We start from the raw sequence: 23,422 nt of genomic DNA, 5'->3' as shown, positions 1-23,422 counted from the left end.
GAAACAGCATCGTTTTTTTTTATTATTCTTGGTTAGATTCCAAATACACTTTAAGATTCGAAATATCATCTTTAACCAGCTTTTCAAAATATGGGTTTAAAAGTTTCGCCGCACTTTCTCCTGCAATTCCAAGAGGTGCATGGTACGAGATAGTTACGTCTATTTCGGTCGCTTTTCCTTTTGGTTTAAAAACAACTTTCCCAGCATTTTTAATGGTAGATTCTTCGATTGAATTCCAACTCAAAAGTTTATCTTTTTCATCTTTGATAATCTCGGCATTCCAAGATATTTTTCCAATTCCTCCAGGACCTTTTGCTGTCCATTCCGAAATAGTAGAATTAATAGGTTTAACAGAGTCAAGATGATTCATGAACTTTGGCAGGTTTTCAAGATTTCTCCAGAAGGCATACACTTCACTTACAGGTTTATTAATAACACTGTTTATTCTAATATTTACATTAGACGCTTTATCGTGCATTAAATGTCCAGCTGCATCGTATACAGGACAATATCCAGAAATACCACGTAAAAGCATTGCTCCGCCGGCACCTGCCTGTGTAATATTTTTTTGTTCTTTCGATAATGCATTGTATAGAAGATATGCACCGCTGGTTACCATTAAAATTCTTTCTAGTTTTGATACATTATTTTTTAATAATGGTTTTGAGTTTTTAGTCAATGTGGTAGTGTTCATAGCTATTTGTTTTAAAATATGGTTTGTGAAATATGATGTTTTATGTGTTGACATTATGATAGATATTTAGCTAAAGAATCTGCCATGGCTGCAGCATCTTCGGTGTAATTTTTAGCATAATATTGTTTTAACTGTGATTTTGTTTTTTTAGAGTCTTTGCTGTGTCCTTCCCAAATAACCCCTAGAGAAGTATATGGTGGAACTACAACACCTACACACGAAAAGAAATTGGCTATGTTTCCTGTAATATGTTCTACACCATCTGAATCTCCTGTAACAATTACGCCTCCTAGTTTTCCATCAAGCGGAGAATCTTTTCCAGAATTTATAATGTCATAAACCTCATCCAGACGCTCAATACAGCGCTGTAATTCAGAAGAATGATTGTTCCACCAAATAGGAGTCGCAAATAGAAGAATATCAGCTTCTAAAATTTTTTCATAAATCTGCGGCCAGTCGTCCTCAATATCCAGGTGTGTATAACTGCCTGGAAGAATTTGATGGTCAACGAGTTTAATCACTTCAAATTCTATGTTCTTTTTAGAAAGAAAATCTCCAAAAAATTCAACAAGTATTTCAGTATTCGATAATCCTTTGTTTTTTAATGTGCCTAATAAAATAACTGCTTTCATAATTATTTTTGTTTAACTTAGAGTAAATCTAAAAGTTTAGGTAGTGTGTTGATTTTTAGTTTCTAACAAATTTCTAACTCCCTTTTGACTTTTATTTACAGGATTAAGCATTTGATTTATAGATTTTGCATTAAAGTCTTTGTCTGCAGTTTCTGTAAATGCTTTTAAAAATTATATAACCATGCTTTGTAAGAGTGTTTTATTTTTGAGGTATAATTCCAAAGCTTATTTTAAACAATGCAGACAATTAAAGAAGTAAAAAAAGAACAAAGCGCAGTACACCTGCTTCCGTGGGTCACAGCAACGGCAATGTTTATACAATCATTAGATGGTACAATTCTTAATACTTCGCTGCCATCGATCGCAAAAGACATGGGATATACGCCAACAGAAATGCATTCGGTTATTGTAACCTATACTTTAACACTGGCTATGTTTATTCCGCTTTCAGGCTGGCTGGCAGATAAGTTTGGAACCAGAACGATGTTTATGATTGCTGTATTCTTATTTATCATGGGATCGTTATTTTGTGCCCTTTCGGTAGATTTACAATCTTTTAATATGTCACGAGTTGTTCAGGCAGTAGGAGCTTCGATGATGGTGCCTATCGCGAGGCTTGCCATTTTGTATCAATATCCTAAAAGCGAACTGCTTAAAACCATGAATTTTATAACCGTGTTTGGATTATTAGGAATGGTTGCAGGACCTAGTTTAGGAGGTTTTCTTTCTGATAATCTAAGCTGGCATTGGATTTTTCTGGTAAATGTTCCCATAGGAATCATTGGAATTTCGATGGCTTATCGAATTATGCCTAATTTTAAGCACGCCGTAGGAAGGTTCGATTTTCGAGGATTGGTTTATTTTAGTCTGGCTTTGATATTCATTACCATGGTTTTAGAACTTATTGGAAACGGCAGAACCCACATGCTGGTTATTTTGGGATTATTGTTTTTATCAGGACTACTTTCTTTATTTTATTACATTCACTATAAAAGAACCGAAAAACCCATAATTGATCTTCGTTTACTCAACATCAGAACTTTAAAAATAGGATTAAAAGGAAGTTTGATAACCCGATTAGGAATAGGCGGACTTCCGTTATTGCTGCCCCTTATGCTTCAAACCAGTTTTGGTTATTCGGCTTCTGTTTCTGGATTGCTGCTGCTGCCATCGGCTTTGTCAAATGTTGCCGTAAAACCGTTTATGGTAAACATTATAAAATTCTTTGGTTACAGAACCGTATTAATAAGCAACACCATTTTGTTGGGAATTATATTAATTATTCTTGGTTTTGTGACTAGAGAAACACCGCTTGGGTATTATATTCTGCTGATGATTTTCTACGGAATTTTCACTTCAATACAAATGTCTGCCATGAATACGATCACACTTTCAGATTTAGATCAGGATACGGCCAGCGGCGGAAATACCATGCTCGTTATCATGCAGCAGCTTTCGGTAAGTTTTGGCGTTTCTGTAGCCAGTTTGGCTCTTTCTTTATTTCAATCAGGGATTTTTGAATTAAATACAGTAAAAGCATTTCAATATACATTTATTACGCTGGCTGTTTTTACAATTCTATCTAGTTTTACTTTTTCCAAATTAAGCAAAACAGATGGTGCAGGATATATGTAAAAAATATTCTTAGATTTTATTTGGCTTGCTGACATATTTATTTCCTTTTACGAAAAACCGCCAAGGCAGGAGTGCATGATCATCTGCATAATCAACACCAACACGCGGTACAGTGGCAATTTGATTATCGTCGTAGCGAATTCCGTGATCTTCAATCCAGATTTCATCGAGGTCTAATTCTTTTTTATTAAAAGTACTGTCAATTCCTAAAGCTTTAGCTGCAGAACCAGGTCCAGAGGAAATACGAGCATTAGAAGCGCTTAAACCACGCCTTTTTTCTATAGCATCTATTCCGGCAAAAGGCTCAACTGCCCGAATTAAAACGGCATGCGGCTCATCTTCAGAAGCGGTGACCACATTAAATAAATAATGAATGCCATAACACAAATACACATACGATACACCACCATGATTATAAAGCGTTTCCGTTCTGTTAGTGCGCCTTCCGCCATAGGCATGCGAAGCTTTGTCGACAACGCCCATATAAGCTTCGGTTTCAACAATAATTCCGGCAGTTATTTCTCCATTTATTTGAGTATAAAGTACTTTACCTAGAAGATCTTTAGAAAGAAAAAGAACATCATGGCTTTGGTAATAGGAAAAGGGCAGTTTTGAAGGCTTGCTTTGAAGATTTTTCATTAGATAAAGTCGGGAGAATTTAGAAGATTGCAAATACTTGTTATGGTAAATGTACTCTTCATATGGTACAACTTCAAAATAGTCTGTGACATTTAACATTCGTTACGGACTTAACTATAAATTGAAATTTTACAAATTATCGGATTAAATCCTATAAAGAAAAAGAAAAGATAGATTGTATTTTCATGGTGAGGCAGAAATCTATTTTAAATCTATACCGCAAAATCATGATAATCAGTATTACTCTTCGTTTTTTAAAATCACTTTCTCTTATATTTTTCTTTTCCGTGCTTGCAGTAAGTTGTAACACATGGAAAGTGGGCAATTCTGGACAGAAGAAAATTTCCAGCAAAACCTATGTTATTATTGGAGCGTCAAGCGGAATGGGGCGCGGTGTAGCAGAACAACTTGGAAAATACAAAGCCAATGTAGTCATCGCTGCACGAAGAACAGATCTTTTAGAAGAAGTGGCTGACATAATATGCAAATCAGGCGGAAGAGCCGTAGTCGTAACTGCAGATATGAGTAAACCCGAAGATTTGATAAGAGTAAGAGAGGCTGCCCTAAAAGAATATTCCAAAATAGATGTTTGGATAAACATGGCTGGAGTAACCGCAATAGGACGTTTTTGGGAAGTTCCAATTGAAGATCAAATGCGGGTGATAGATGTTAATTTAAAAGGATTTTTCTATGCCAGCAGAACAGCAGTCGATCAATTTAGAAAACAAGGAAATGGCGTGCTGATTAACGTAGCCTCGGTTATGGGTGAAATTCCGCTTGCTTATCAAAGTGGATATTCAGCAACCAAGGCGGGTATACGAAGCTTAGACCTGGCTCTTTGCCAAGAACTTCGTCTTAACGGCTATGATAAAATAAAAGTAGTGACAATTGAGCCTTGGGCAGTCGATACGCCAATATGGAAACACGCGGCCAATTACACAGGTGTAGAACCCAAAATGGCTATGATGGATGATCCTGAAAAAATCGTGAATGCTATTTTAAGAAAATCATTAAGACGTAAAAAAATAGTCCCAGTGGGATGGAAGGCACAAGTTTCGTCATTTAGTGCCAATGTATTTCCAAGATTTTCTGAACGACTTGGAGGTAATATGGTTGAGAAATACATGATTGAAACAGGACCAGAAACGCCAAATACGCAAGGTTCAATCTACGAACCCATTCCAGAAGGACGCGGTATTGACGATGGTGCCAAAGAAAGAATGAAAGAATATAAAAAGAATAAAAACAAATAAAGCATTCTGCCTTAATCAAAACCGTTATAAGCATCAAATTTTTCTGAAGCTGTCTGAAGAATAGCTTCCTTTTGGTACACAGTATTATAAAGCTGTTTCTTCTGTTTTGCAAGTGCAATAAGTTCATCGCTAGCTTTTTTGCGTTCATTGTCCTTTAGCGTTACCAGAAGTTCTCGTTGTGCAATTTCCTTGCGGTCGAAGGTATGCAATGCTTTCAAAGCTTCGTAATATTCAATTGTGGCAGTTTTTAGCGGTTCACTTTCGGGAATGTCATTAGTGGGAAGCTTCTTAAGGTAATTAATCAGGTTATCAAACTCTTTGGCCTGTTGATCTACAGCAGCTAATGCATCTTTGTAATTATTATCGATCACATATTGCATCTTTTTTTCTCCCCAGCTGTCTTTCCCAAGAACAATTTGAAACAATCTGCGTTCCGATTGAGAAAGAGATTTCTTAAAATCGATTGCTCTTGATGATTCACATGAACTCATCATTACCAGTAGAAAAAATGGAATAAAAACACTAAACTTCATCATTACAGCTTTTAAGGCTTTAAATTACAACAAAAAAATGATCAAATTATTATCAAAAGCAATGTAATCAGATAATCTATTGCTTATATTTTTTTCTTTTCTAAATTTGAGGTCTATACATTTGTGGAAAACATTTAACTCCTTAAAACCTAATTTGTGAAAAATAATCAAGATACTGCACAAGAAACACAGCTAAAACGAGGGCTCACTAACCGACACATTCAGTTAATCGCCTTAGGCGGATCTATAGGAACAGGCCTTTTCCTTGGTATTGGTCCAGCCGCTGTATTAGCAGGACCATCTGTTATTTTAGGATATGCCATTGCTGGAATTATCGCTTTTTTTATCATGAGACAATTGGGTGAAATGGTGGTTGAAGAACCTGTTTCAGGAAGTTTCAGTTATTTTGCTTATAAATATTGCGGTTCGTTTGCCGGTTTTGCATCAGGTTGGAATTATTGGATTTTGTATATTCTCGTTAGTATGGCCGAACTTACAGCCATTGGCGTTTATGTACAGTTTTGGTGGCCCGAAATTCCGCTTTGGGCATCTAGTTTGTTTTTCTTCTTGGTTATTAATGCGTTGAATTTTGCTTCTGTAAAAGTGTACGGAGAAACCGAATTTTGGTTTTCGATTATAAAAGTTGCTGCGATTATCGCTATGATTCTTTTTGGAAGTTATTTATTGGTAAGTGGAACAGGAGGAGAGCACGCCACAATTCATAATTTATATAATGACGGAGGTTTCTTTCCAAAAGGTTTTTTTGAGAAAACGGCAAAAGGAGATTTTCAAGGATTATTGTCTGCAATGGCGTTGATTATGTTTTCTTTTGGAGGTTTAGAACTTATTGGAATTACTGCTGCCGAAGCCGAAAATCCAGAAAAAAACATTCCAAAAGCAACCAATCAGGTTATTTATAGAATCCTGATATTTTATGTTGGGGCATTGGTCATTTTATTTGCGTTGTCGCCTTGGAGACAAATTACAACAGACAGCAGTCCGTTTGTAATGGTTTTTCAAAACTTAAACGGAATGGAATTTACATTATTTGGACAAAAAATCTTTTTCACAAAACTTATTGCGAATGTGCTTAATCTAATCGTATTAACTGCCGCTTTATCGGTTTATAATAGTAGTGTTTACAGTAATTCACGAATGTTATTTGGTTTAGCAGATCAAGGAAGTGCGCCTGGTTTTTTAAAGAAACTAAACAAACACTCAGTGCCCGTTAATGCCATTTTAATTTCTTCTTGTTTTGCGGCTATTTGTATTTTAATAAACAAAGTAATTCCAGAAGAAGCTTTTGGAATTTTAATGTCTTTAGTAGTGTCTTGCTTGGTGATTAACTGGGTTATGATTTCGTATACACATTTAAAATTCAGACAAACGAAAGACAAGGAAAACACCCAAACCAAGTTTGCTTCTATATTTTATCCCGTAAGCAATTACATTTGTTTTGCCTTTTTATTGGGTATTTTAGCCATAATGTGGATGACGAATATGAAAATATCTGTAGAATTAATCCCGATTTGGCTGGGGATTCTTTTTGTGTTTTATAAGGTTTTTAAAAAGAAAGAATAGGTAAGTTTTAGAAATCATACTCCAAAAATATTTAGCCGAAAAACTTCGCAAATCTCTAAACATTTGCGAAGTGTCTTTAATGTAAGACTTCGCACAGCGAATTGCAAATCCGAGTGATCAGGATTTCATGAGCTGATTTAATAATTTAATTTTTATACTTAAAATCTAATTAAGCTCAAAAATGGAAATTGTATTTATTATTCTGGTAATTTTTCTATTATTTTATGTCCCAAAATATTTTAGGAAACGTAAATAAAAAAAGGTAATTTCTTTTTATGATATACTTTGCGGGCACGGATTGCAAATCCGCGCTAACGAGAATAACTCGATCACGCAGATATATCAACACAACGATAGCGCAGATTTGTAATCTGTGCCCACAAAGTGATTTCGTCAGTAGTTTATAAATTGAAGTAATTTTCTTGCTTTTATTTTATTTATTTTTGCAAGAAAAAAAATAATGTCGACAAAATACAAAGCAACAACAACTGATGAAGCCTATTTTATAACTATTACTGCTGTAGGTTGGATAGATATATTTACTAGATTGAATCAGAAAAACATTTTAATAAATGCTTTAAAATATTGTCAGGAAAATAAAGGTCTGGAAATTTATGCTTATTGTATTATGAGCAGTCATATTCATTTGCTCTGCAAAGGAACGGATGGTTTTGTGTTATCAGATATTATTAGAGATTTTAAAAAATTTACATCCAAAAAAATAATACAGACTATAAACGATGAACCTGAAAGCAGAAGAGAATGGATGATGGAATATTTCCAAAAGGCTTGTGAGCATCTAAAAAAGAATCAGACTTATAAAGTTTGGCAAAATGGTTATCATGCAGAACATATTTACAGCAATAAGTTTATTAAGCAAAAAATAGATTACATTCATAATAATCCAGTAAAAGATAAAACCGTTACTTCACCAGAAGATTACTATTTTAGTTTGGCAAGGAATTATTCAAGCTTGGAAAATGATTTAGATATTATTGTATTATCCTTATTTTGAAAGGCTCTACTGTTGCGCTTACTCAACTATGCGGGCACGGATTGCAAATCCGCGCTAACGGTTCTGATCGGTGAGATATACACAACGATAGCGCGGAAATTCTTTCCGTGCCCGTTTCTATATTAATAAAACTAGTTTTTTTAATGTGTTAAGATATACTATGCGGGCACGGATTGCAAATCCGCGCTAACGGTTCTGATCGATGAGATATACACAACGATAGCGCGGAAATTCTTTCCGTTCCCATTTCTATATTAATAAAACTAGTTTTTTTTAATGTGTTAAGATATACTTTGTGGGCACGGATTGCAAATCCGCGCTAACGGTTCTGATCGGTGAGATATACACAACGATAGCGCGGAAATTCTTTCCGTGCCCGTTTCTATATTAATAAAACTAGTTTTTTTAATGTGTTAAGATATACTTTGTGGGCACGGACACGGAACAATCCATCGGATATTTTTGTTTTATATACCGCTTACAGCTTTTTTATTAAAGTCTGTTACTGCCTTCAAAAGAAAAGCAAAAAATGGAAAGTAGCAGCATCTTTACGTTCCGAAACCGTTTTTCATTTTTCTTCGCTAACAAAACAAGAATACGAAAATCCTTTTATGGTTTTTCAAAAAGCATTCGCCGAAAAAACACTCGAAGATTTTGAATTATTTCTTTATCAAATGCTCGAACTTTCATTGTCGCCACACGCAGGAGATCCATATTTTGATTTAACGACGCCTTATATTCATTTTATCAGAATGCTCGATGCAGCAGAATTAATCAGAGAAAGAGGCGTCGAGAAAATCAAGAAAGAGAATCAGATTACTTGTGTCACAGAATAATATATTTTTAATTTTATCTGTTTTGAACTGGCAGATAAATGCATATGGTTGTGCCTTTTAAAGGTTCGCTTATGGCTTTAACAAATCCTTTATGACGAGCAACAATTTTGCTCGCTATTGTTAATCCCAATCCGCTTCCGTAATGTTTTTCATTGCCGTGCAATCTGTAAAAAGGTTCGAATATTAACTTTTCATATTCTTTGGTAAAACCGCTTCCATTATCGCTAACCGTTAGTTTTACATATTTTGAATCAGAATGTGCCTCGATAGTCTTAAGTTCTTCTGGTAAAGCTTCTTGCGAACTTATTTTAATGAAGGGGACTATTTCTTTCTGCGCATATTTTATAGAATTGGTTATTATGTGGTGAAACAGTTTGTGTATGTACGAGGGAACCACAGAAAGGACTGGCAGTAAATCGATATGAATATCTGCTCTATGTTCAGTAATTATGGTTTTCAGTTCATGAACGGTTTTTTTAACCAAAACATTTAAATCAGTATTTTTGAATGGTTTGTCAGTACAATTAATTTGCGAATATTCTATTAAATCTTCCATAAGCTGATTAAGATTAACCGCAGAATTTAAAAGACGTTTCAAATGATGTCTGCCAGATTCCGAAAGTGTTTTTTCAGTATCCAAAACCTTTTTTCCAAACATATATATTTTGTTTACAGGCTCGAGCAAATTATTGCTGGCCGCACGTGTAAAGTATTCTAACTGCTTTTTGCTATTGGTAATTTCTTCACTTTTATTTTTTATAGCTTCTTTGCTTTTTTCTAGATCTGTAATGTCTTCCAATGCAATAAGAATCATTCCGTCAGGAACAGAATTTTGTATTTTTGAGGCATTTAAAATCATTATTTTCTGGGTATCATCATCTAGATTAAATACTATTTTAAAATTCTGGATGGTTTCCTGACTCGATAATTTTTTTAAAACGGCTTCTTTAAATTCAGGAATGTTCCAATGAGAATTTCCTAACTCAAAAATAGAAAGGCCTTCTGTTTCTTCTGGACTGGTGGTAAAGAAGCTATAGAAAGACGCATTAGCACTGCTCACTACTGCATTTTTATCTATAATAAGCATTGGCTCACGCATTGTATTTACTACAGATTCATATAAATTACGGATTAAAGAAAGCTCTTTGCTGCGGTCCTGAAGTTCGTCGTTAACGCAGGCAAGTTCTTCATTACTTGACTGAAGTTCTTCTTTATAATGAGTAAGTTCTTCACTGCTTAATTTTATTTCGTTTATATCGTGAACTGATTTTTCAGTAATGGTGTGTATGTCTTTTTTAAATTCATTGTTTTCACTTTGTTCCGAAGAAAATAAAGGCATTTTGCGAAAAATAATTAGAGACAAATCTGGGTAAGAAGGAAGATAAACGACTTCGAAGGAAGCCAGGAACTTTTGTTTCTTTGTAGCGGTATTTGTGCCTAAGATATTTTTCTTTTTATTTCGAGATTTTAGAATGGCATTTTTTAATTCAAAAGCCCATTCATCGCTTACCATATTTAAAATATTAAAACTTGGTTTTCCAGATGCTTGCTGTAAAAACGCACTTGTATCGCCATGAAAATGAACTATTTCCATTTCACTGTTTATCAGTACAGCAGATGGAGAATAGTGTTGAAGGATATCGGTTGCAATTTTTTCATAATTAATTTCAGCTATTTCGGTTTCTGAAATACTTATATCGGCAGTAAGAATAGGTTTTGTAATAGGAAAGGAGGATTCTATATTTAGTTTTACATCGTTTCTTCGGCCGTATATTTTTTCTTGCTCTTCTACTGCTTTAAATAATGAGGGAACTTGATCTGCTGTTTCAGATTCTCCCAGAAAAAGAAACCCTTTGTTACGAAGAGAATAATGAAACGAAGCTAAGATTTGAGTTTGTAAATCAGCATCAAAATAGTGCAGAACGTTGCGGCACGCTATTAAATCAATTTTGGAAAAAGGAGTATCTTTAGTAAGGTCATGAACAGCAAAAACACACATATCACGAATAATTTGATTAACATGATAACCGTTGTCTTTTTTGGTAAAATATTTTTCAAGTACTGCTTCGTTTATGTTTTTAACATCTTGTATATTGTAAATTCCGGAACGGGCTTTTGCAATGCAATGTTCAGATAAATCTGAAGCAAAAATTTGAACGTGAATGTGAAGATTTTTAGTTTGTTCTAAATATTGATGCAGGCTGATGGCGAGCGAATAAGCTTCTTCGCCAGTAGAACACCCAGCCGACCAAATTCTTATTTTTTCTTGATTTTGATTTTCAATTAGAGAGGGAAAAACACTTTCTGAAAGTTTTTCAAAACATGGGGCATCTCTAAAAAAATAACTTACCGAAATAAGCAGATCGTTAAACAAAGCACTTTGTTCGGAAGTATTGTCTTTTAATATGGTAAGATAGGCCGTTAGGGTTTCTTTTTTGGTAATTACCATTCGTTTCGCAATCCTTCGCCTTAAAATGTCGGGTCTGTAATAATGAAAATTGGTGCCTGTATGCAAATGGATAGTTTCAATTATTTCATAGAGAGATTGAGTTTCTTCGATTGTAACAGTTGCGTCATTTTCTTCATAAACAGGATGGGAAAGATAACTCTTTTGTATCTGGTTTAATTGAGAAGCAATAGAATGATAAGGAACAAAATAATCGATAAACTCTTCTGTGTTTTTATTTTGAATAAGTCCTTTTTTATGTACAGCTGCCAAAGCTGTTCCGCCAAGTTCCTTGACTTTTTTAAGGCCCGCAAAACTGTCCAATGACACAGCAGAAATAGGAACTGCAATGGTGTGACTTTTATATATATGAGCAATTGACTCATAAAACAGATCAAGACAGTTGTGGTTTATACTACTTCTATTTTTAGGTTTTAGCTTTAAAATGCCATCTTCGGCTATCAAAAAATTATTTTCGGGAATAATAAAAATGTGATTGGGCTGAAGATTAATTTCATTTACAATTTCAACCACTGGTATTTTGGTGAGAGTCGAAAGAATTTCTTTTAAATTTTCTGTTTTGGGATAATCTAAAGTTTCAAAAATTAGATATGCCATGCCAGAATCTGGTGCTAAATCTGAAATTATATTTTTCAATATTTCAATTTCTGATCCTTTTGTGCCTATTCCAACAACTGAAAAATGATTGTGTAAAGTTTCTTCATTATGAGTTTCTATATTTTCTTTTACTATGGTAAGCATTTGATGTTGATTTTATTAATATACAAGTGAAAATTTTTTCTTCGCAAAATTGAATGAGCGAAGAGGGCAATATTTTAGAAAACAGTTATTTCATTGGAAATAAGTGTTTTACAAAAAATTGCATTCAATAAAATGTAACTTGTATATTTTGGTCATGCATCAAAATGCAGGAAAACTATTTGCAGAAAATACAGCTGCAAATAGATGCTGTAAACCAGCCCATAACAACGTATAGAAAATACAGGCATTAATGTTAAATTTATGATGGCAAATGCATCTAAATCTTATAAGTCTTACCGATTACTTTCTATAGTAGGCAGGTCTAAATAGACCTGTTATTCAATTAGGGTGTCTTTGGATAATTTCAAAAGTAGAATTATTGCGGGCTTATGTTTTACATTATTTTGATTTAAAACTTCATAATTTACATTTTGCGCTGTATTCTTTTCTTGAAAACCTGCGATGAAGTGCTGTATTTTCTAGTTTTTATCTTTTTGTTTAGTCTCTATCGCCAAACCAATAACCTATTGTTAAATGATGAAATAGCGTAAAATTATTCTTAGAAAAATTGTAAATTGCTTTCACTTATAGATATTGATTCACCAGTCTATCTGATTTCACCAAATATTAAATCATTCATCAGTCTTCCGATTGTATGGTATGTTATACTATTTGAGGACTGATTAATATAAAAATAAACAGTCCCCCCAAATGAAACAGAAAAAAGAAAATAATCAAGAAAAAAAATTAAAATCTGAAAAAACCGACTTTTGGAAAGCCAGAAGCGAACTGGCAATGAGTATTAATAATGCAAGTATTGACGGAATGATCGCCCTTGATACTGATTTTAAAATCATCAGCTGTAATACAGTTATCGAAACATGGACAGGTTTTTTGCGTGATGATATAATCGACAAACCTTTTTTCAGCGTATTTTCAGAAGCCAATAAAACAGTTTTTAATACTGCTTTCGAGAATGTTTTGGAAGGAAGAAAGTTTTTTCTGCCCCCTGATGATTTCTACTTAAAAGGACATTTTGAAACACATGTAGTTCCTCTTCAAAATTGTTCTGGAGAAATAAATGGCATTTTACAGATTATTCATGATGTATCCCACAGATTTAAAGCCGAAGATCAGCTGAGAGAACTGAATGACCAATTGCTTTTAAAGTATACAGAGTTACAGTATGCTAATGAAGAAATGGCAACATTTGCCAAAATCGCTGCTCATGATTTGATGGAACCTGTTCGAAAAATCTACATGTTTGCTGAACAGATAAAAAAGAATGAAGCCGTAAATTTATCCGACAGCGGCAAAGGAAATGTCAGACGAATGCAGACTAGTCTTCAGCGTTTAGGACTCCTTATGGATGATATTGTTAGTTTCCTTACACTGAGCACTTCCAAGAAAGAAATGCAGCATGTTGATCTTAATTCGATTCTGTCAAAAGTGCTAGACGGTTTACGTCATGAAATACAAGCAGCAGGTTTATTAATTAACGTAGGAACACTTCCAGTTATAAAAGGACATTCGAATGCATTAGAGCAGATTTTCAGACAGCTGATATCGAATGTTATTAAATTTATCCGAAAAGATGTCGTTCCTGAACTTTTAATTACCTGCGAGAAAGTTTTGGGAAAAGAAATTTCTTTTAAAGAAGCTCGTCCTAATGAAAGCTATTATTGTATTGCGTTTAAAGATAATGGGATTGGGTTTGAATCCAGATTTAGCGAGCGTATTTTTGAGTTGTTCCAGCAGCTTCATCCGCATGGTGCCTACAAAGGAAGTGGAAAAGGATTGGCGATCGCTCTTAAAGCTGCCCGGCTGCATAAAGGATTTATAAAGGCCGATAGTGAACCTGGTCAGGGAAGTACTTTTTACTGTTACCTTTCTCAATAACTGCATAAAATGACAAATAAAAAAAAAGTAATATTAACAGAAGATGATTCGGCTATTCAAGATGCCATTAGGATGATTTTGCAAAGTGCAGGTTATGCAGTAACGGTATTTTCAAATGGAGATAATCTGGTAAAAGGTAATTATGATATTCCAGATTTATTTATTCTTGATAAACAATTATCAGGCGTAGACGGATTAGACGTCTGCAGTTTGATAAAAAGTAAGCCTGATACTGCAAAAGTTCCTATCATAATAATATCGGCAAGTCCACAAGTAGCACCTGCAGCTTTTAAAGCAGGAGCAAATGCTTTTTTAGAAAAACCTTTTAAAAGACGCGAAATGCTGGAACTCGTTAATGGTCTTATTACATAATTATGAAGAAACATAAATCGTTACATGAGACGAACATCAAGCCTAAAACAGATCGTCTTAGTACAGAAAAACAGTTACAGCTTTTACAAACTATCATCGATAATTCGCTTGATATTATTCAGGTATTTCAATCAGTTAGAGATCAAAATAATAAAATAGTCGATTTTATCTGGATTATGAATAACAAGGGAGGCGTAGCCCAAAACGGTGACGTTATTGGCTCTTCATTACTGTCTAAAAATCCAGGTGTGATCCCGAGTGGTATTTTTGATAAAATGGTCAGTGTAGTTGAAACCGGCGAACCCGTACAGCATGAACAGTATTATCATTATGAACAGTTTGAAGGCTGGTTTTATCAAGCACTTGTAAAATCTGATGATGGATTGGTAATGACCAGCCGTGATATTTCCAAACAGAAAAAAGCAGAACAGGGAATGAGAGAGCAATCTCATTTTATAAATAGTATTACAGAAATGATGCCCGATGTTGTATCAGTAGTTGAGTTTCCTTCTAGAAATATTCTTTATGCCAACCGCGATACGCTTACCTGGATAGGTTTTGAAGTAGATGAAATACAAAAAATGCCTTTTAAAGACCGTATTAAATTGTTTCATCCTGAGGATATATCTGCCATTCAAGAATTTTATGAACGATTTCATACTCTTAAAGACAGGGAGGAAAATAAAGTAGAATATCGCATTAAAGATAATAATGAACAATGGGTCATAATTTCGCTGAGAGGACAAGTATTTGCCAGAGATAAAAATAATAATCCTAGCCAGCTGTTGTTTGTTGCACAAAATATAACAGCTCAAAAAAATGCAGAAAAAGAAATATTAAGCTTAAAAGACGAAATAGCAGAACATGCTGAAGATAAATACCGTACGCTTTTTAATTCAATTGATGAAGGATTTTTAATCCATGAGATGGTGAGAGATGAAGAAGATAGAGCTGTCAACTTTAGATTGATGGAAGTAAACCCTGCATTTACACGTCAGACAGGATTAGGAAATGACACTGTAGGGAAACTTGCCACCGAGTTTTTACCGAACCTCGAAAAATCCTGGATTGATACTTATGACAGAGTGGCCCGAAGCGGCGTGGCGGAGCGTGTTGAAAATTATAACCAAGCAACCCAGCGATGGTATAATGTTCATGTTTCGAGAGTAGGTCATGGAAACCGACAGGTGGCTGTATTATTTGACGACATTACAGAACGTAAGGAATCTGAAAGAATACTTCAGGAAAACCAATTCCAGTTAAAAGATCTGCTTAAACAACGCAGTGAATTTATCGTTGTAGCCAGTCATGAACTCAAAACACCCGTAACCAGTATAAAAGCTTATGCAGAAATCGTACAAGAAAGACTTGAGGAAATAGGAAATCTTGAAGATAGTGTGCTGCTTGGTAAACTAAACGAGCAGATTGATCGTCTTACCATACTGATTAATAATCTTCTGGATATTACTAAAATTGAACAAGGAAAAATGCCGATTCATTTCGAATATCTGGCTCTAGATACTATTTTAGAAGAGAGAATACAGGAAATCCAGAGAACTACTAATCATAAAATTGAATTGATTATTGAACAACCGTTACAGGTAAAAGGAGATAAACAGCGCATTGAACAAGTAATAACCAATCTCTTGTCTAATTCGGTAAAATACTCCCCAAAAGAATCTCTTATAACTGTTGAAAGTAATACTGGAGAAAATGATGTTACGATAAGCATTGCAGACGAAGGCTACGGAATTCCAGAAAAGGATCTTGATAAAGTTTTCGACAAATTCTTTCGTGTCACAACCAATAATATGGATACTTTTCCAGGTATGGGATTAGGATTGTATTTGGCTGCTCAAATTGTGCTAGAGCATGGAGGCAGAATATGGGTAGAGAGTATAGAAGGTAAAGGATCTGTATTTTATTTTACTTTACCGTTAATAAACTAGCATATTCATTTTATTTTAAATGTAAATTATTGATTTGATTATCAGATGTATATTGTAAAAATAGATTTGAATTCTGTAAATACGCCTTACTATGAAAGTCTACTTTGCGCTATATTAATTTTTAAAAACTAGAATTATGTTACTAGAAAATGAAAACACAGAAAGCGCTACTGCTAAGGCAATTGAGGAACAGACTTCTAAGCTGCCATCAGATTTATTTTTATATGCTTCGCTAGCTTCTATGGGAACTTCTTTGGCATTAAAATGCCTGGGTCATAAGCACACGGCACTCTTTGTAGGACAATGGGCGTCGCCTTTTCTGCTGCTGGGTATTTATAACAAACTGGTTAAGCAAAACGGACACGATGCTGAAGATAAATCGTAATACTAATTTTTAACTACTGTATTAAAAAATAAAGCTGCCATAATAATAGGCAGCTTTATTTGTATAGTTGAATTTCTGAAAGCTTTGTAGTTTGATTAAAGATAAACATGCGATTACTACAAGTCGAGAATTGTATAAGTATCTTAAGAAATCTTGTAAAAAAGTGAATATATAAGGCTTTTAAATTTGCCTTTCATTTCATCAAAATTCAATTAAAAAAATATTTAGATATGTCATCTATAGATTATAATCAATCACAAGCAGGAAAAAGATACCTCATTCCCATTCTCATGCTCATCGTTCCATTTCTTTTTAAACTATCTCACTCATCAGTAGAAAGTATTATACTTTACAGTGCATCTGCAACTCTGATTTTAAATGGAATGATAACCAAATGTGGTACTGGATTTATTAGGGTAATGCCATTAAACGTGTATCTGCTTCTTTATGTATTGACAGGTATGTTTTTGGCAGTGTCACCTTGGATACTGAATTTCTCACATCGTATATTCATGCCTCATTTAATATTGGGAACAGCTGCCATAATTCATGGTCTTAAACGCCGTTCCGAGTTTGAGGAACATTCATATGAGGAATAGTAAACGCTATTCCATATAGTTTTGCTAATAGTCTGATCTAATTTTGAATTAAATTCTTATAAACTTTTGATTGTATTATGTAAGTAACCAATTGATTTAAATCTCAAATTTGATATTAAGTTTAATTTAAAAGCGTACTTATGTTGAATTCTGTTACACCATGGACGGCCACGGTACAGGCTGATATAGTTAATGCCAGTCTTTTACATGAAATGCAATTATCACATTACAATTTGCAATTTTATAATGCAGGTGATTCGATCTGGCTCACTGTTCAATGGCCAGATGCAGGACGTATTGCATTTCGAATGGCTTTTGGGATGAATAGCGGCTTTTACAAAGCAGATCTCGTTACTGAATCCAAACAAATTGTTATAAACGCATCAACACGTCTTGGGCGTTACACAATCACAGTTTCATTTCCTGAATCTGATCCGCCTGTAATTCGATACACTACCCAGTTTACAGCAGCATTTTCTCTTTTAATTCCATTCTGGCCACGAGACATTGTACCGTTAACCGCAGATGGCCGAGTGGAAAATACCTCTGGAATTATTCATACACATCAGGTAGGATCGCGTTCTGGGCATATATATTTTAGTATGACCAAGCCGCAGAATGGTTCTGTATTTTATTTTCAGAATCTTAGTGCGATGTCTCATTATTGTGATGCGTCTAAAACATCACTTGCCGATACAGTAGGAGGTAAGTGGCCTGAAATTGGTTTTGAATTCCCTGTTAATAAAGAGAAACCTATTCCAGAAAATGTAGAATTTACCATTTCGGATGCTTTTATAATCCTTAATGAAAATATTGTAAAAGATGATCTCCAAGCTACATCTGAGTTTTTAAATTATCTCGCAGTTCTGTATCCGCATATTTCCAAACCTGAAATTCCCTATCAGGACTGGCCTTGTATTGCAGAAAAAGTCCTTGAACAGCTATATCTTAACAAAGGATGCTGGATGATGGCCAATGATTCTCCTTATTTAAATGCCTATGTACAAGACTATAAAACTCCCGCAGAAATTATGGTGCAGCTCGCCGTTAAGCTTCCTCTTCACGAATATCTTGTGTGGTCAGAAAACAGCCATCCGCTTTATGATGATCTGGATAAAGGACTTGAACAGTTTTATGATGAACGTGTAAAAAGCGTAGTCCGCTGGCATCCGGCATTAGTAGATCAGCTTGACAAATCTGAAGAACAAAAACAAGAAATGGTCATGGATTCCTGGTATCTGCATCATCCGCTTTTAAACCTCGCCCGTCTGGCACACAGAGGGGACAAGAAAGCTGAAAAGCTTTTTCTAAATTCGGTTGATTATGCCATAAAAGCAGCCCATCATTTTGATTACGATTGGCCTGTTTTCTACAAAATGACCACTTTTGAAGTAATCAAAGCAGAAACAGCTCCAGGAAGAGGAGGTGAAAAAGATGTTCCCGGATCTTATGCGCATGTAATGCTCATGGCTTATAAATTGACAGGAGAGAAACGATTTCTTACTGAAGCAAAAAGAGCTTTGAAGAGTTTGGAAGGACTTGGTTTCGATATTTTTTATCAGGCCAATAATACGGCTTTTTCTGCTGGAGCTTTGGTAGAATTATACAGAGAAACCCAAGATGAACAATATCTTAAATTGAGCTATTGCTGTTTGGCAGGTGTATTTAAAAATGTTCAGCTTTGGGAATGTGATTATGGATATGGGAAAAATTTCCCGAGTTTCTTTTCTGTTTTTCCATTAAATGATGCTCCATACACTGCGGCTTACGAAGAATTTGAGGTATATGCGGCACTTCATCATTATATGGAAGTTACAGATGGAATTGATATACTGCCTTCTCTAAAAATACTTATTCCAGAATTTATTAAATATGCAGTTTCCAGACTTGCCTTTTATTTTCCACCCCTTCTTCCTGCTGAAATGATCGCTGAGGAAATTAAAACAGGACAAGTGCAGAAAGAACTGTGGGTACCTTTGGAAGACATACATGATGGCTGGGAAAAATCAGGTGAAGTGGGACAGGAAGTATACGGCACCGGAATGTCATTTGGAGTTATTCCTAGACAGTACTTTAGAATCAAGGCTCTAGATGCTGTAGGTTTTATCGATTATCCAGCAGTAAATTTTCGCTTTGGCAAAACCAAACTCACTTTTCGTTTAACAGGTAATCCAAATTTTAAAGCTTCTATGAGATTGCAGGGACTTTCTAAATCTGCTTTATCTAAAGTTAAAGTTGAAGTAAAACAAACTTCGAAATATAATGAAATCAAAGCTTCCAATGATAACAAATTTGAATTTGCGGGCGATTCAAGTATTCGTATAAGCTGGTAAAATATCAAAATCAACTATCAGTATTAAAGAAACAACATATGGAAATTGTAAGCCTTAGACCTCATTTCCAGATTATGTAACGGAATAGTGATATAATAAATAGAAATTATGAAAGCAGATGCAATAACACTAGAAAAATTATGGATGGAAGAACTGAGAAGACTTTTGGGTTGTGAGCGTCAGAGTTTAAAATTACTGCCTAAAGCTAGAAATAATGCCTCCTCTCCAAACCTTACTTCTGTAATTGAAGGATACATTGAAATTACCCGTCAGCAGATTATCAGAATTGAACAAATTTTCGGGATCAAAAATAGTAAAGCAAGAGGAAGAAAAAGTATAGCAGTGCAACGACTTATCAATGAAGGACAAAATGTACTTTATGATACAATTTTAGGACCAGTAAGAGATGTGGCCCTTATTGCTACAGTCCAGAAAATAATCCATTATCAGATCTCACTTTATGATAGTTTAGCAGCATGGAGTCATAAGCTTAATGAAAATCGAATAGGTGATATGCTTGCAGTAGCGTCAGACGAAGAAAAAACAGCTGACAATTTGTTTTCAGAAGCGGCTATAACCACTATTAATTATGATGCAGCGATAGATGAAAACAGAAAAAAAACAACGTCACGATACAATCCAAAACTATAAAGAATTGTAATATTCAATAGAGGAAGGATTATGACAATTATGTTTTTCCGCTGAATGGTTTACGATTAATTTTTATATTTGAGAATAAAATTGATAAAATGAGCGAAAATAAAAAACCGTATGCCTTAATAACAGGTGCCAGCAAAGGAATTGGAAAATCTATTGCTTACGAATTAGCAAAACAAGGTTATTCGTTGCTGCTGGTTGCAAGAAGTGAACAGGAATTAAAAACATTGTCTGATGATCTTCAACTCAAATATGGTATTTCTGCTCCTTTTTTATCCATTGATCTTTCAATAAATGATGCATCGCTTAAAGTAACGAACTGGGTAAAAATGAATAACTATCCAATTGGTATTTTAGTAAACAATGCTGGTTATGGTGTTTGGGGAGATTTTAGCAAGTCTTCATTAACCGATCAGCTTGGCATGATGCAGCTAAACATGAATGTAATAGTCGAACTTTCACATTTATTACTGCCAGCGCTTTCACAACAAAAACAAGCTTATATTCTCAATATATCAAGTACTGCGGCCTATCAGGCTGTGCCTACGCTAGCGGTGTATTCGGCTACAAAGGCTTTTGTTTTATCGTTTACACGTGCTTTGCGTTTTGAACTTGCTAAAACTTCAATTTCTGTAACTTGTTTTAGTCCAGGTCCCGTTAATACCGGTTTTGCTTCGAGAGCAGGATTAGAAGCTCTAAATAAAATGGCTGAAAAGTTTAATATGCAGCCAGATGAGGTGGCAAAAATGGCAGTAAAAGCCATGTTCAGCAAAAAATCAGAAGTTATTCCAGGTTTTACGAATATCATTTCTGTGTATGCCAATCGTATACTGCCAAAGGCTTTTATCGAAAAAACAGCTGCTGGGATTTATAAGGTTTAAATTTTTTTTTCAAAAAAACTAAAAAAAAATCATTGCAAAAGAAAATTTATATTATCTTCGTATTAAATATCTACTAATTCGATAGAATATGTCAAGTAAAAGAAATTTGTTTAATTTTCCTAAAAGCCAAATGCAGGCCAACATGCGAATGTGTTGTTGTTGCTGTTGTTGCTGTTGCTAATCTTTTAGATAAAATTTCAAACTTATTATTTCATTTATTAAATATATTTATCATGGTATCTTCTTATAAAACTTTCACACTTGCTAATCAATTAACTGATGAGCAAATCAACTTTTTCAACCAATATGGCTTTATCCACTTCAAAAATTTTATAAATCCAGAAACTGTTTCAGCAATCATTAATGCTTCGAAAGAAGTAGAACAAAAATGGATTGACAATGATCTTCAAAAAGTAAATGGTGTTCCCATTAAATATGGAAAAGATTTAGATGGATCTCCTATAGTACAGCGTTTTGCTTTTATCAATCAACATCATCAAACCTTAAGCGGTCTTTTACTTGATCCAAGATTTAACAGCTTATTACAACTCGCAGGCGATGATGCAAGATTAGGTACTGAAGAAAAAGATGGAATGGTTTTCAATCATTATATCAACGGACCAGAAAGCAAGTTTAGCAAAATGGGATGGCATACAGATGGTTTAAGAGACATTTTTTATGGTACAAAATTAAACCCAATGTTAAATGTGGGGATTCACTTAAGTACGTTAAAACCCGAAAACGGCGGTCTTAAAATCATTCCAGGCACTCACAAACAAAGCATATATCAAATGCTTTTTCGTAAAAAATACTTTTTAGATCATAAAGCTGATCCAGAAGAAGTTTCTATCAATCCAGAAGCAGGAGATTTAACCATTCACGATGGGCGTTTGTGGCACAGAGTCGCAGAATCTTCTATCCGTGGCGAAGAAAGCAGAAGGAGAGTTATTTATATTCCAATTATAGCTGGAAAATATGCTCCTAAAAATGAAAATAGCCCAACGGTTTTCTATCAACGTTTTGCTGGTATTGTTAAATAATATGCTGTTTATTCTTGCATTTAGTTATCTGGTAAGATCAGGTAAGCTAAAAAAGACGACTGATTTTTTTAAAAATATTCAAGGAAGAATAAAGTTTAAAATTGTAAAACTAGAATTAACAATACTATTAGGCTTACTAAAATTAGGTTATTAATGGGAACAGAAAAACAGGTTGAAGGTAACAGTGAGATTCTACAACGAACATTTTCAGACCGTAAGCGAACTAATATTTTAAAAAGAGCAGAACAATTAACCATTGTATTTTTACTTCCAAAAGTACCTAAATTTATTTCGCCTAATTTACTCACTTTAATTGGCGCACTAGGTTCGGGATTAATTTTTTTAGCTTTTGTTTTAGGTGCTTATCTAACAAAGTGGTATTTGCTTTTAGGTATTATGGGTTTAGTTATAAACTGGCTGGGTGATTCTTTAGATGGAAGGTTGGCATATTACAGAAATATTCCACGTCGTTGGTATGGTTTTGCACTTGATATTATTGCTGATTGGATTGGTATTGTGCTCATTGGTTTTGGTTATTATATTTATGCTGAAAATGGCACACAGATATTAGCTTTTGCTTTTGTGGCATTTTACGGCTGGTCTATCATCATCAGTCAGTTACGATACAAAATTACAAATGAATACACAATAGATTCCGGCTTTGTTGGTCCAACAGAACTTCGATTTATCATTGCTTTAATTTTAATTATAGAAGTTGTCTTTGATGGATCAATTACCTATTTGGCTGGCTCAATTACAGCTATTTTATTTGTAATTAATATAATAGACAGCTTAATACTTTTGAAGTTAGGGGATTTGAAAGATAAAAACCAATACTAATGTTTAAGAAAAAATCTATTTTCACTTTTCTTCAAGCACAAGTTGCGGCATTTTTAGGCGGTATTACTGATTACGGTTTAATGATCTTATTAACAGAAGTATTTAAACTGCATTTTACTTTTTCCATTCTTATTTCTGGAACCATTGGCGCCATAATCAATTTCAGCATCAATAGATTTTGGGTATTTAAAAATCAATCTGGTTACAGCAGTCCCATCAATAGCCAGCTTTTTAAATTTGCTGTGGTTGTATTAGGAAGTATTTCTTTAAAATCATTTGGTACGCTTATTTTTCAAAAGGCATTTCAAATTGATTATAGAATTGGAAGATTAATCACAGACTTGTTTGTTTCTTATGGATTTAATTATCCGCTGATAAAAAATTGGGTTTTTAGAGTAAACGAAAAACAGAATGTTATCGAATCAAATTAGATTAAATATT

21 protein-coding genes are annotated in these 23,422 nt (G+C 34.3%); 16 read left to right on the top strand and 5 right to left on the bottom strand.

What is annotated here, in order from left to right:
• Positions 1 to 22: 22 nt before the first annotated feature.
• Both J0383_RS00160 and J0383_RS00155 read right to left on the bottom strand, forming a co-directional pair.
• On the bottom strand, positions 23 to 694 hold the full coding sequence (locus J0383_RS00160; RefSeq protein ID WP_207296438.1) for an SRPBCC family protein: 672 nt from the start codon (positions 692 to 694) through the stop codon (positions 23 to 25).
• A gap of 53 nt (positions 695 to 747) precedes the next feature.
• Positions 748 to 1,326 carry a flavodoxin family protein gene (locus tag J0383_RS00155; RefSeq protein WP_207296437.1) on the bottom strand — a complete coding sequence of 193 codons (579 nt, stop codon included), beginning with the start codon at positions 1,324 to 1,326 and terminating at the stop codon, positions 748 to 750.
• Positions 1,327 to 1,563: 237 nt separating this feature from the next.
• Here J0383_RS00155 and J0383_RS00150 point away from each other — a divergent pair, with 237 nt between their 5' ends.
• Entirely contained in the window at positions 1,564 to 2,961 is a 1,398-nt protein-coding gene (locus J0383_RS00150; protein ID WP_207296436.1) for an MFS transporter, read from the top strand.
• Positions 2,962 to 2,970: 9 nt separating this feature from the next.
• Here J0383_RS00150 and J0383_RS00145 read toward each other — a convergent pair whose 3' ends face one another.
• Positions 2,971 to 3,600 (bottom strand): DNA-3-methyladenine glycosylase, encoded by a 630-nt coding sequence (locus tag J0383_RS00145; RefSeq protein ID WP_207296435.1) that lies wholly within the window; start codon positions 3,598 to 3,600, stop codon positions 2,971 to 2,973.
• A 227-nt stretch (positions 3,601 to 3,827) separates the two neighbouring features.
• Here J0383_RS00145 and J0383_RS00140 point away from each other — a divergent pair, with 227 nt between their 5' ends.
• Positions 3,828 to 4,853: an SDR family NAD(P)-dependent oxidoreductase gene (locus J0383_RS00140; protein ID WP_207296434.1), complete on the top strand. Its 1,026-nt coding sequence runs from the start codon at positions 3,828 to 3,830 to the stop codon at positions 4,851 to 4,853.
• Positions 4,854 to 4,864: 11 nt separating this feature from the next.
• Here J0383_RS00140 and J0383_RS00135 read toward each other — a convergent pair whose 3' ends face one another.
• Positions 4,865 to 5,389, bottom strand: a complete 525-nt coding sequence (locus tag J0383_RS00135) for a hypothetical protein (protein ID WP_207296433.1) — start codon at positions 5,387 to 5,389, stop codon at positions 4,865 to 4,867.
• 153 nt (positions 5,390 to 5,542) lie between these two features.
• On the opposite strand from J0383_RS00135, the gene J0383_RS00130 reads away from it, so the two are divergent.
• The 3 genes from J0383_RS00130 to J0383_RS00120 all read left to right on the top strand — a co-directional run bounded on the left by J0383_RS00130 (position 5,543) and on the right by J0383_RS00120 (position 8,818).
• Complete coding sequence (locus J0383_RS00130; protein ID WP_207296432.1) at positions 5,543 to 6,967, top strand: amino acid permease; 1,425 nt, start codon at positions 5,543 to 5,545, stop codon at positions 6,965 to 6,967.
• A 460-nt stretch (positions 6,968 to 7,427) separates the two neighbouring features.
• The gene (locus J0383_RS00125; protein WP_207296431.1) at positions 7,428 to 7,982 is read left to right on the top strand and encodes an REP-associated tyrosine transposase; all 555 of its coding nucleotides are present in this window, start codon (positions 7,428 to 7,430) and stop codon (positions 7,980 to 7,982) included.
• Positions 7,983 to 8,392: 410 nt separating this feature from the next.
• Positions 8,393 to 8,818 carry a hypothetical protein gene (locus tag J0383_RS00120; protein WP_207296430.1) on the top strand — a complete coding sequence of 142 codons (426 nt, stop codon included), beginning with the start codon at positions 8,393 to 8,395 and terminating at the stop codon, positions 8,816 to 8,818.
• Between the two features lie 13 nt (positions 8,819 to 8,831).
• On the opposite strand, the gene J0383_RS00115 is transcribed toward J0383_RS00120, so the two are convergent.
• Positions 8,832 to 12,026 carry a CheR family methyltransferase gene (locus J0383_RS00115; protein ID WP_207296429.1) on the bottom strand — a complete coding sequence of 1,065 codons (3,195 nt, stop codon included), beginning with the start codon at positions 12,024 to 12,026 and terminating at the stop codon, positions 8,832 to 8,834.
• Between the two features lie 711 nt (positions 12,027 to 12,737).
• On the opposite strand from J0383_RS00115, the gene J0383_RS00110 reads away from it, so the two are divergent.
• The 11 genes from J0383_RS00110 (at position 12,738) to J0383_RS00060 (ending at position 23,412) form a co-directional block, all read left to right on the top strand.
• Entirely contained in the window at positions 12,738 to 13,925 is a 1,188-nt protein-coding gene (locus tag J0383_RS00110) for a sensor histidine kinase (RefSeq protein WP_207296428.1), read from the top strand.
• 9 nt (positions 13,926 to 13,934) lie between these two features.
• Positions 13,935 to 14,297: a response regulator gene (locus J0383_RS00105; protein ID WP_207296427.1), complete on the top strand. Its 363-nt coding sequence runs from the start codon at positions 13,935 to 13,937 to the stop codon at positions 14,295 to 14,297.
• Positions 14,298 to 14,299: 2 nt separating this feature from the next.
• Positions 14,300 to 16,246, top strand: coding sequence for a PAS domain-containing sensor histidine kinase (locus J0383_RS00100; protein ID WP_207296426.1), 1,947 nt, complete (start codon positions 14,300 to 14,302; stop codon positions 16,244 to 16,246).
• Positions 16,247 to 16,382: 136 nt separating this feature from the next.
• On the top strand, positions 16,383 to 16,631 hold the full coding sequence (locus tag J0383_RS00095) for a hypothetical protein (protein WP_207296425.1): 249 nt from the start codon (positions 16,383 to 16,385) through the stop codon (positions 16,629 to 16,631).
• A 230-nt stretch (positions 16,632 to 16,861) separates the two neighbouring features.
• On the top strand, positions 16,862 to 17,230 hold the full coding sequence (locus J0383_RS00090; RefSeq protein ID WP_207296424.1) for an SPW repeat protein: 369 nt from the start codon (positions 16,862 to 16,864) through the stop codon (positions 17,228 to 17,230).
• A 140-nt stretch (positions 17,231 to 17,370) separates the two neighbouring features.
• Entirely contained in the window at positions 17,371 to 19,563 is a 2,193-nt protein-coding gene (locus J0383_RS00085; protein WP_207296423.1) for a glycoside hydrolase family protein, read from the top strand.
• Between the two features lie 144 nt (positions 19,564 to 19,707).
• Positions 19,708 to 20,214 carry a YciE/YciF ferroxidase family protein gene (locus J0383_RS00080; protein WP_207296422.1) on the top strand — a complete coding sequence of 169 codons (507 nt, stop codon included), beginning with the start codon at positions 19,708 to 19,710 and terminating at the stop codon, positions 20,212 to 20,214.
• Between the two features lie 98 nt (positions 20,215 to 20,312).
• The gene (locus tag J0383_RS00075) at positions 20,313 to 21,101 is read left to right on the top strand and encodes an SDR family NAD(P)-dependent oxidoreductase (RefSeq protein WP_207296421.1); all 789 of its coding nucleotides are present in this window, start codon (positions 20,313 to 20,315) and stop codon (positions 21,099 to 21,101) included.
• 233 nt (positions 21,102 to 21,334) lie between these two features.
• Positions 21,335 to 22,141 (top strand): phytanoyl-CoA dioxygenase family protein, encoded by an 807-nt coding sequence (locus J0383_RS00070; RefSeq protein ID WP_207296420.1) that lies wholly within the window; start codon positions 21,335 to 21,337, stop codon positions 22,139 to 22,141.
• Positions 22,142 to 22,294: 153 nt separating this feature from the next.
• A complete protein-coding gene (locus J0383_RS00065) occupies positions 22,295 to 22,981 on the top strand; it encodes a CDP-alcohol phosphatidyltransferase family protein (RefSeq protein WP_207296419.1) in 687 nt (228 codons plus the stop codon).
• Complete coding sequence (locus J0383_RS00060) at positions 22,981 to 23,412, top strand: GtrA family protein (protein WP_207296418.1); 432 nt, start codon at positions 22,981 to 22,983, stop codon at positions 23,410 to 23,412. The genes J0383_RS00065 and J0383_RS00060 overlap by 1 nt, the downstream gene beginning before the upstream one ends.
• Positions 23,413 to 23,422 lie beyond the last annotated feature (10 nt).

This window comes from Flavobacterium endoglycinae (assembly GCF_017352115.1).
In the GTDB taxonomy this organism is placed as follows: Bacteria; Bacteroidota; Bacteroidia; order Flavobacteriales; family Flavobacteriaceae; genus Flavobacterium; species Flavobacterium endoglycinae.
The sequence above is the reverse complement of the archived record's forward strand: the minus strand, read 5'-3'. Positions and strand labels throughout refer to the sequence as shown.

Excerpts from the sequence above, each read along its gene's own strand:
- J0383_RS00095 (WP_207296425.1), top strand. The coding sequence starts at position 16,383 with ATGTTACTAGAAAATGAAAACACAGAAAGCGCTACTGCTAAGGCAATT.
- J0383_RS00125 (WP_207296431.1), top strand. The coding sequence starts at position 7,428 with ATGTCGACAAAATACAAAGCAACAACAACTGATGAAGCCTATTTTATA.
- J0383_RS00100 (WP_207296426.1), top strand. The coding sequence starts at position 14,300 with ATGAAGAAACATAAATCGTTACATGAGACGAACATCAAGCCTAAAACA.
- J0383_RS00065 (WP_207296419.1), top strand. The coding sequence starts at position 22,295 with ATGGGAACAGAAAAACAGGTTGAAGGTAACAGTGAGATTCTACAACGA.
- J0383_RS00105 (WP_207296427.1), top strand. The coding sequence starts at position 13,935 with ATGACAAATAAAAAAAAAGTAATATTAACAGAAGATGATTCGGCTATT.
- J0383_RS00075 (WP_207296421.1), top strand. The coding sequence starts at position 20,313 with ATGAGCGAAAATAAAAAACCGTATGCCTTAATAACAGGTGCCAGCAAA.
- J0383_RS00080 (WP_207296422.1), top strand. The coding sequence starts at position 19,708 with ATGGAAGAACTGAGAAGACTTTTGGGTTGTGAGCGTCAGAGTTTAAAA.
- J0383_RS00060 (WP_207296418.1), top strand. The coding sequence starts at position 22,981 with ATGTTTAAGAAAAAATCTATTTTCACTTTTCTTCAAGCACAAGTTGCG.
- J0383_RS00115 (WP_207296429.1), bottom strand. The coding sequence starts at position 12,026 with ATGCTTACCATAGTAAAAGAAAATATAGAAACTCATAATGAAGAAACT.
- J0383_RS00135 (WP_207296433.1), bottom strand. The coding sequence starts at position 5,389 with ATGATGAAGTTTAGTGTTTTTATTCCATTTTTTCTACTGGTAATGATG.
- J0383_RS00140 (WP_207296434.1), top strand. The coding sequence starts at position 3,828 with ATGATAATCAGTATTACTCTTCGTTTTTTAAAATCACTTTCTCTTATA.
- J0383_RS00155 (WP_207296437.1), bottom strand. The coding sequence starts at position 1,326 with ATGAAAGCAGTTATTTTATTAGGCACATTAAAAAACAAAGGATTATCG.
- J0383_RS00110 (WP_207296428.1), top strand. The coding sequence starts at position 12,738 with ATGAAACAGAAAAAAGAAAATAATCAAGAAAAAAAATTAAAATCTGAA.
- J0383_RS00150 (WP_207296436.1), top strand. The coding sequence starts at position 1,564 with ATGCAGACAATTAAAGAAGTAAAAAAAGAACAAAGCGCAGTACACCTG.
- J0383_RS00090 (WP_207296424.1), top strand. The coding sequence starts at position 16,862 with ATGTCATCTATAGATTATAATCAATCACAAGCAGGAAAAAGATACCTC.
- J0383_RS00070 (WP_207296420.1), top strand. The coding sequence starts at position 21,335 with ATGGTATCTTCTTATAAAACTTTCACACTTGCTAATCAATTAACTGAT.
- J0383_RS00085 (WP_207296423.1), top strand. The coding sequence starts at position 17,371 with ATGTTGAATTCTGTTACACCATGGACGGCCACGGTACAGGCTGATATA.
- J0383_RS00145 (WP_207296435.1), bottom strand. The coding sequence starts at position 3,600 with ATGAAAAATCTTCAAAGCAAGCCTTCAAAACTGCCCTTTTCCTATTAC.
- J0383_RS00160 (WP_207296438.1), bottom strand. The coding sequence starts at position 694 with ATGAACACTACCACATTGACTAAAAACTCAAAACCATTATTAAAAAAT.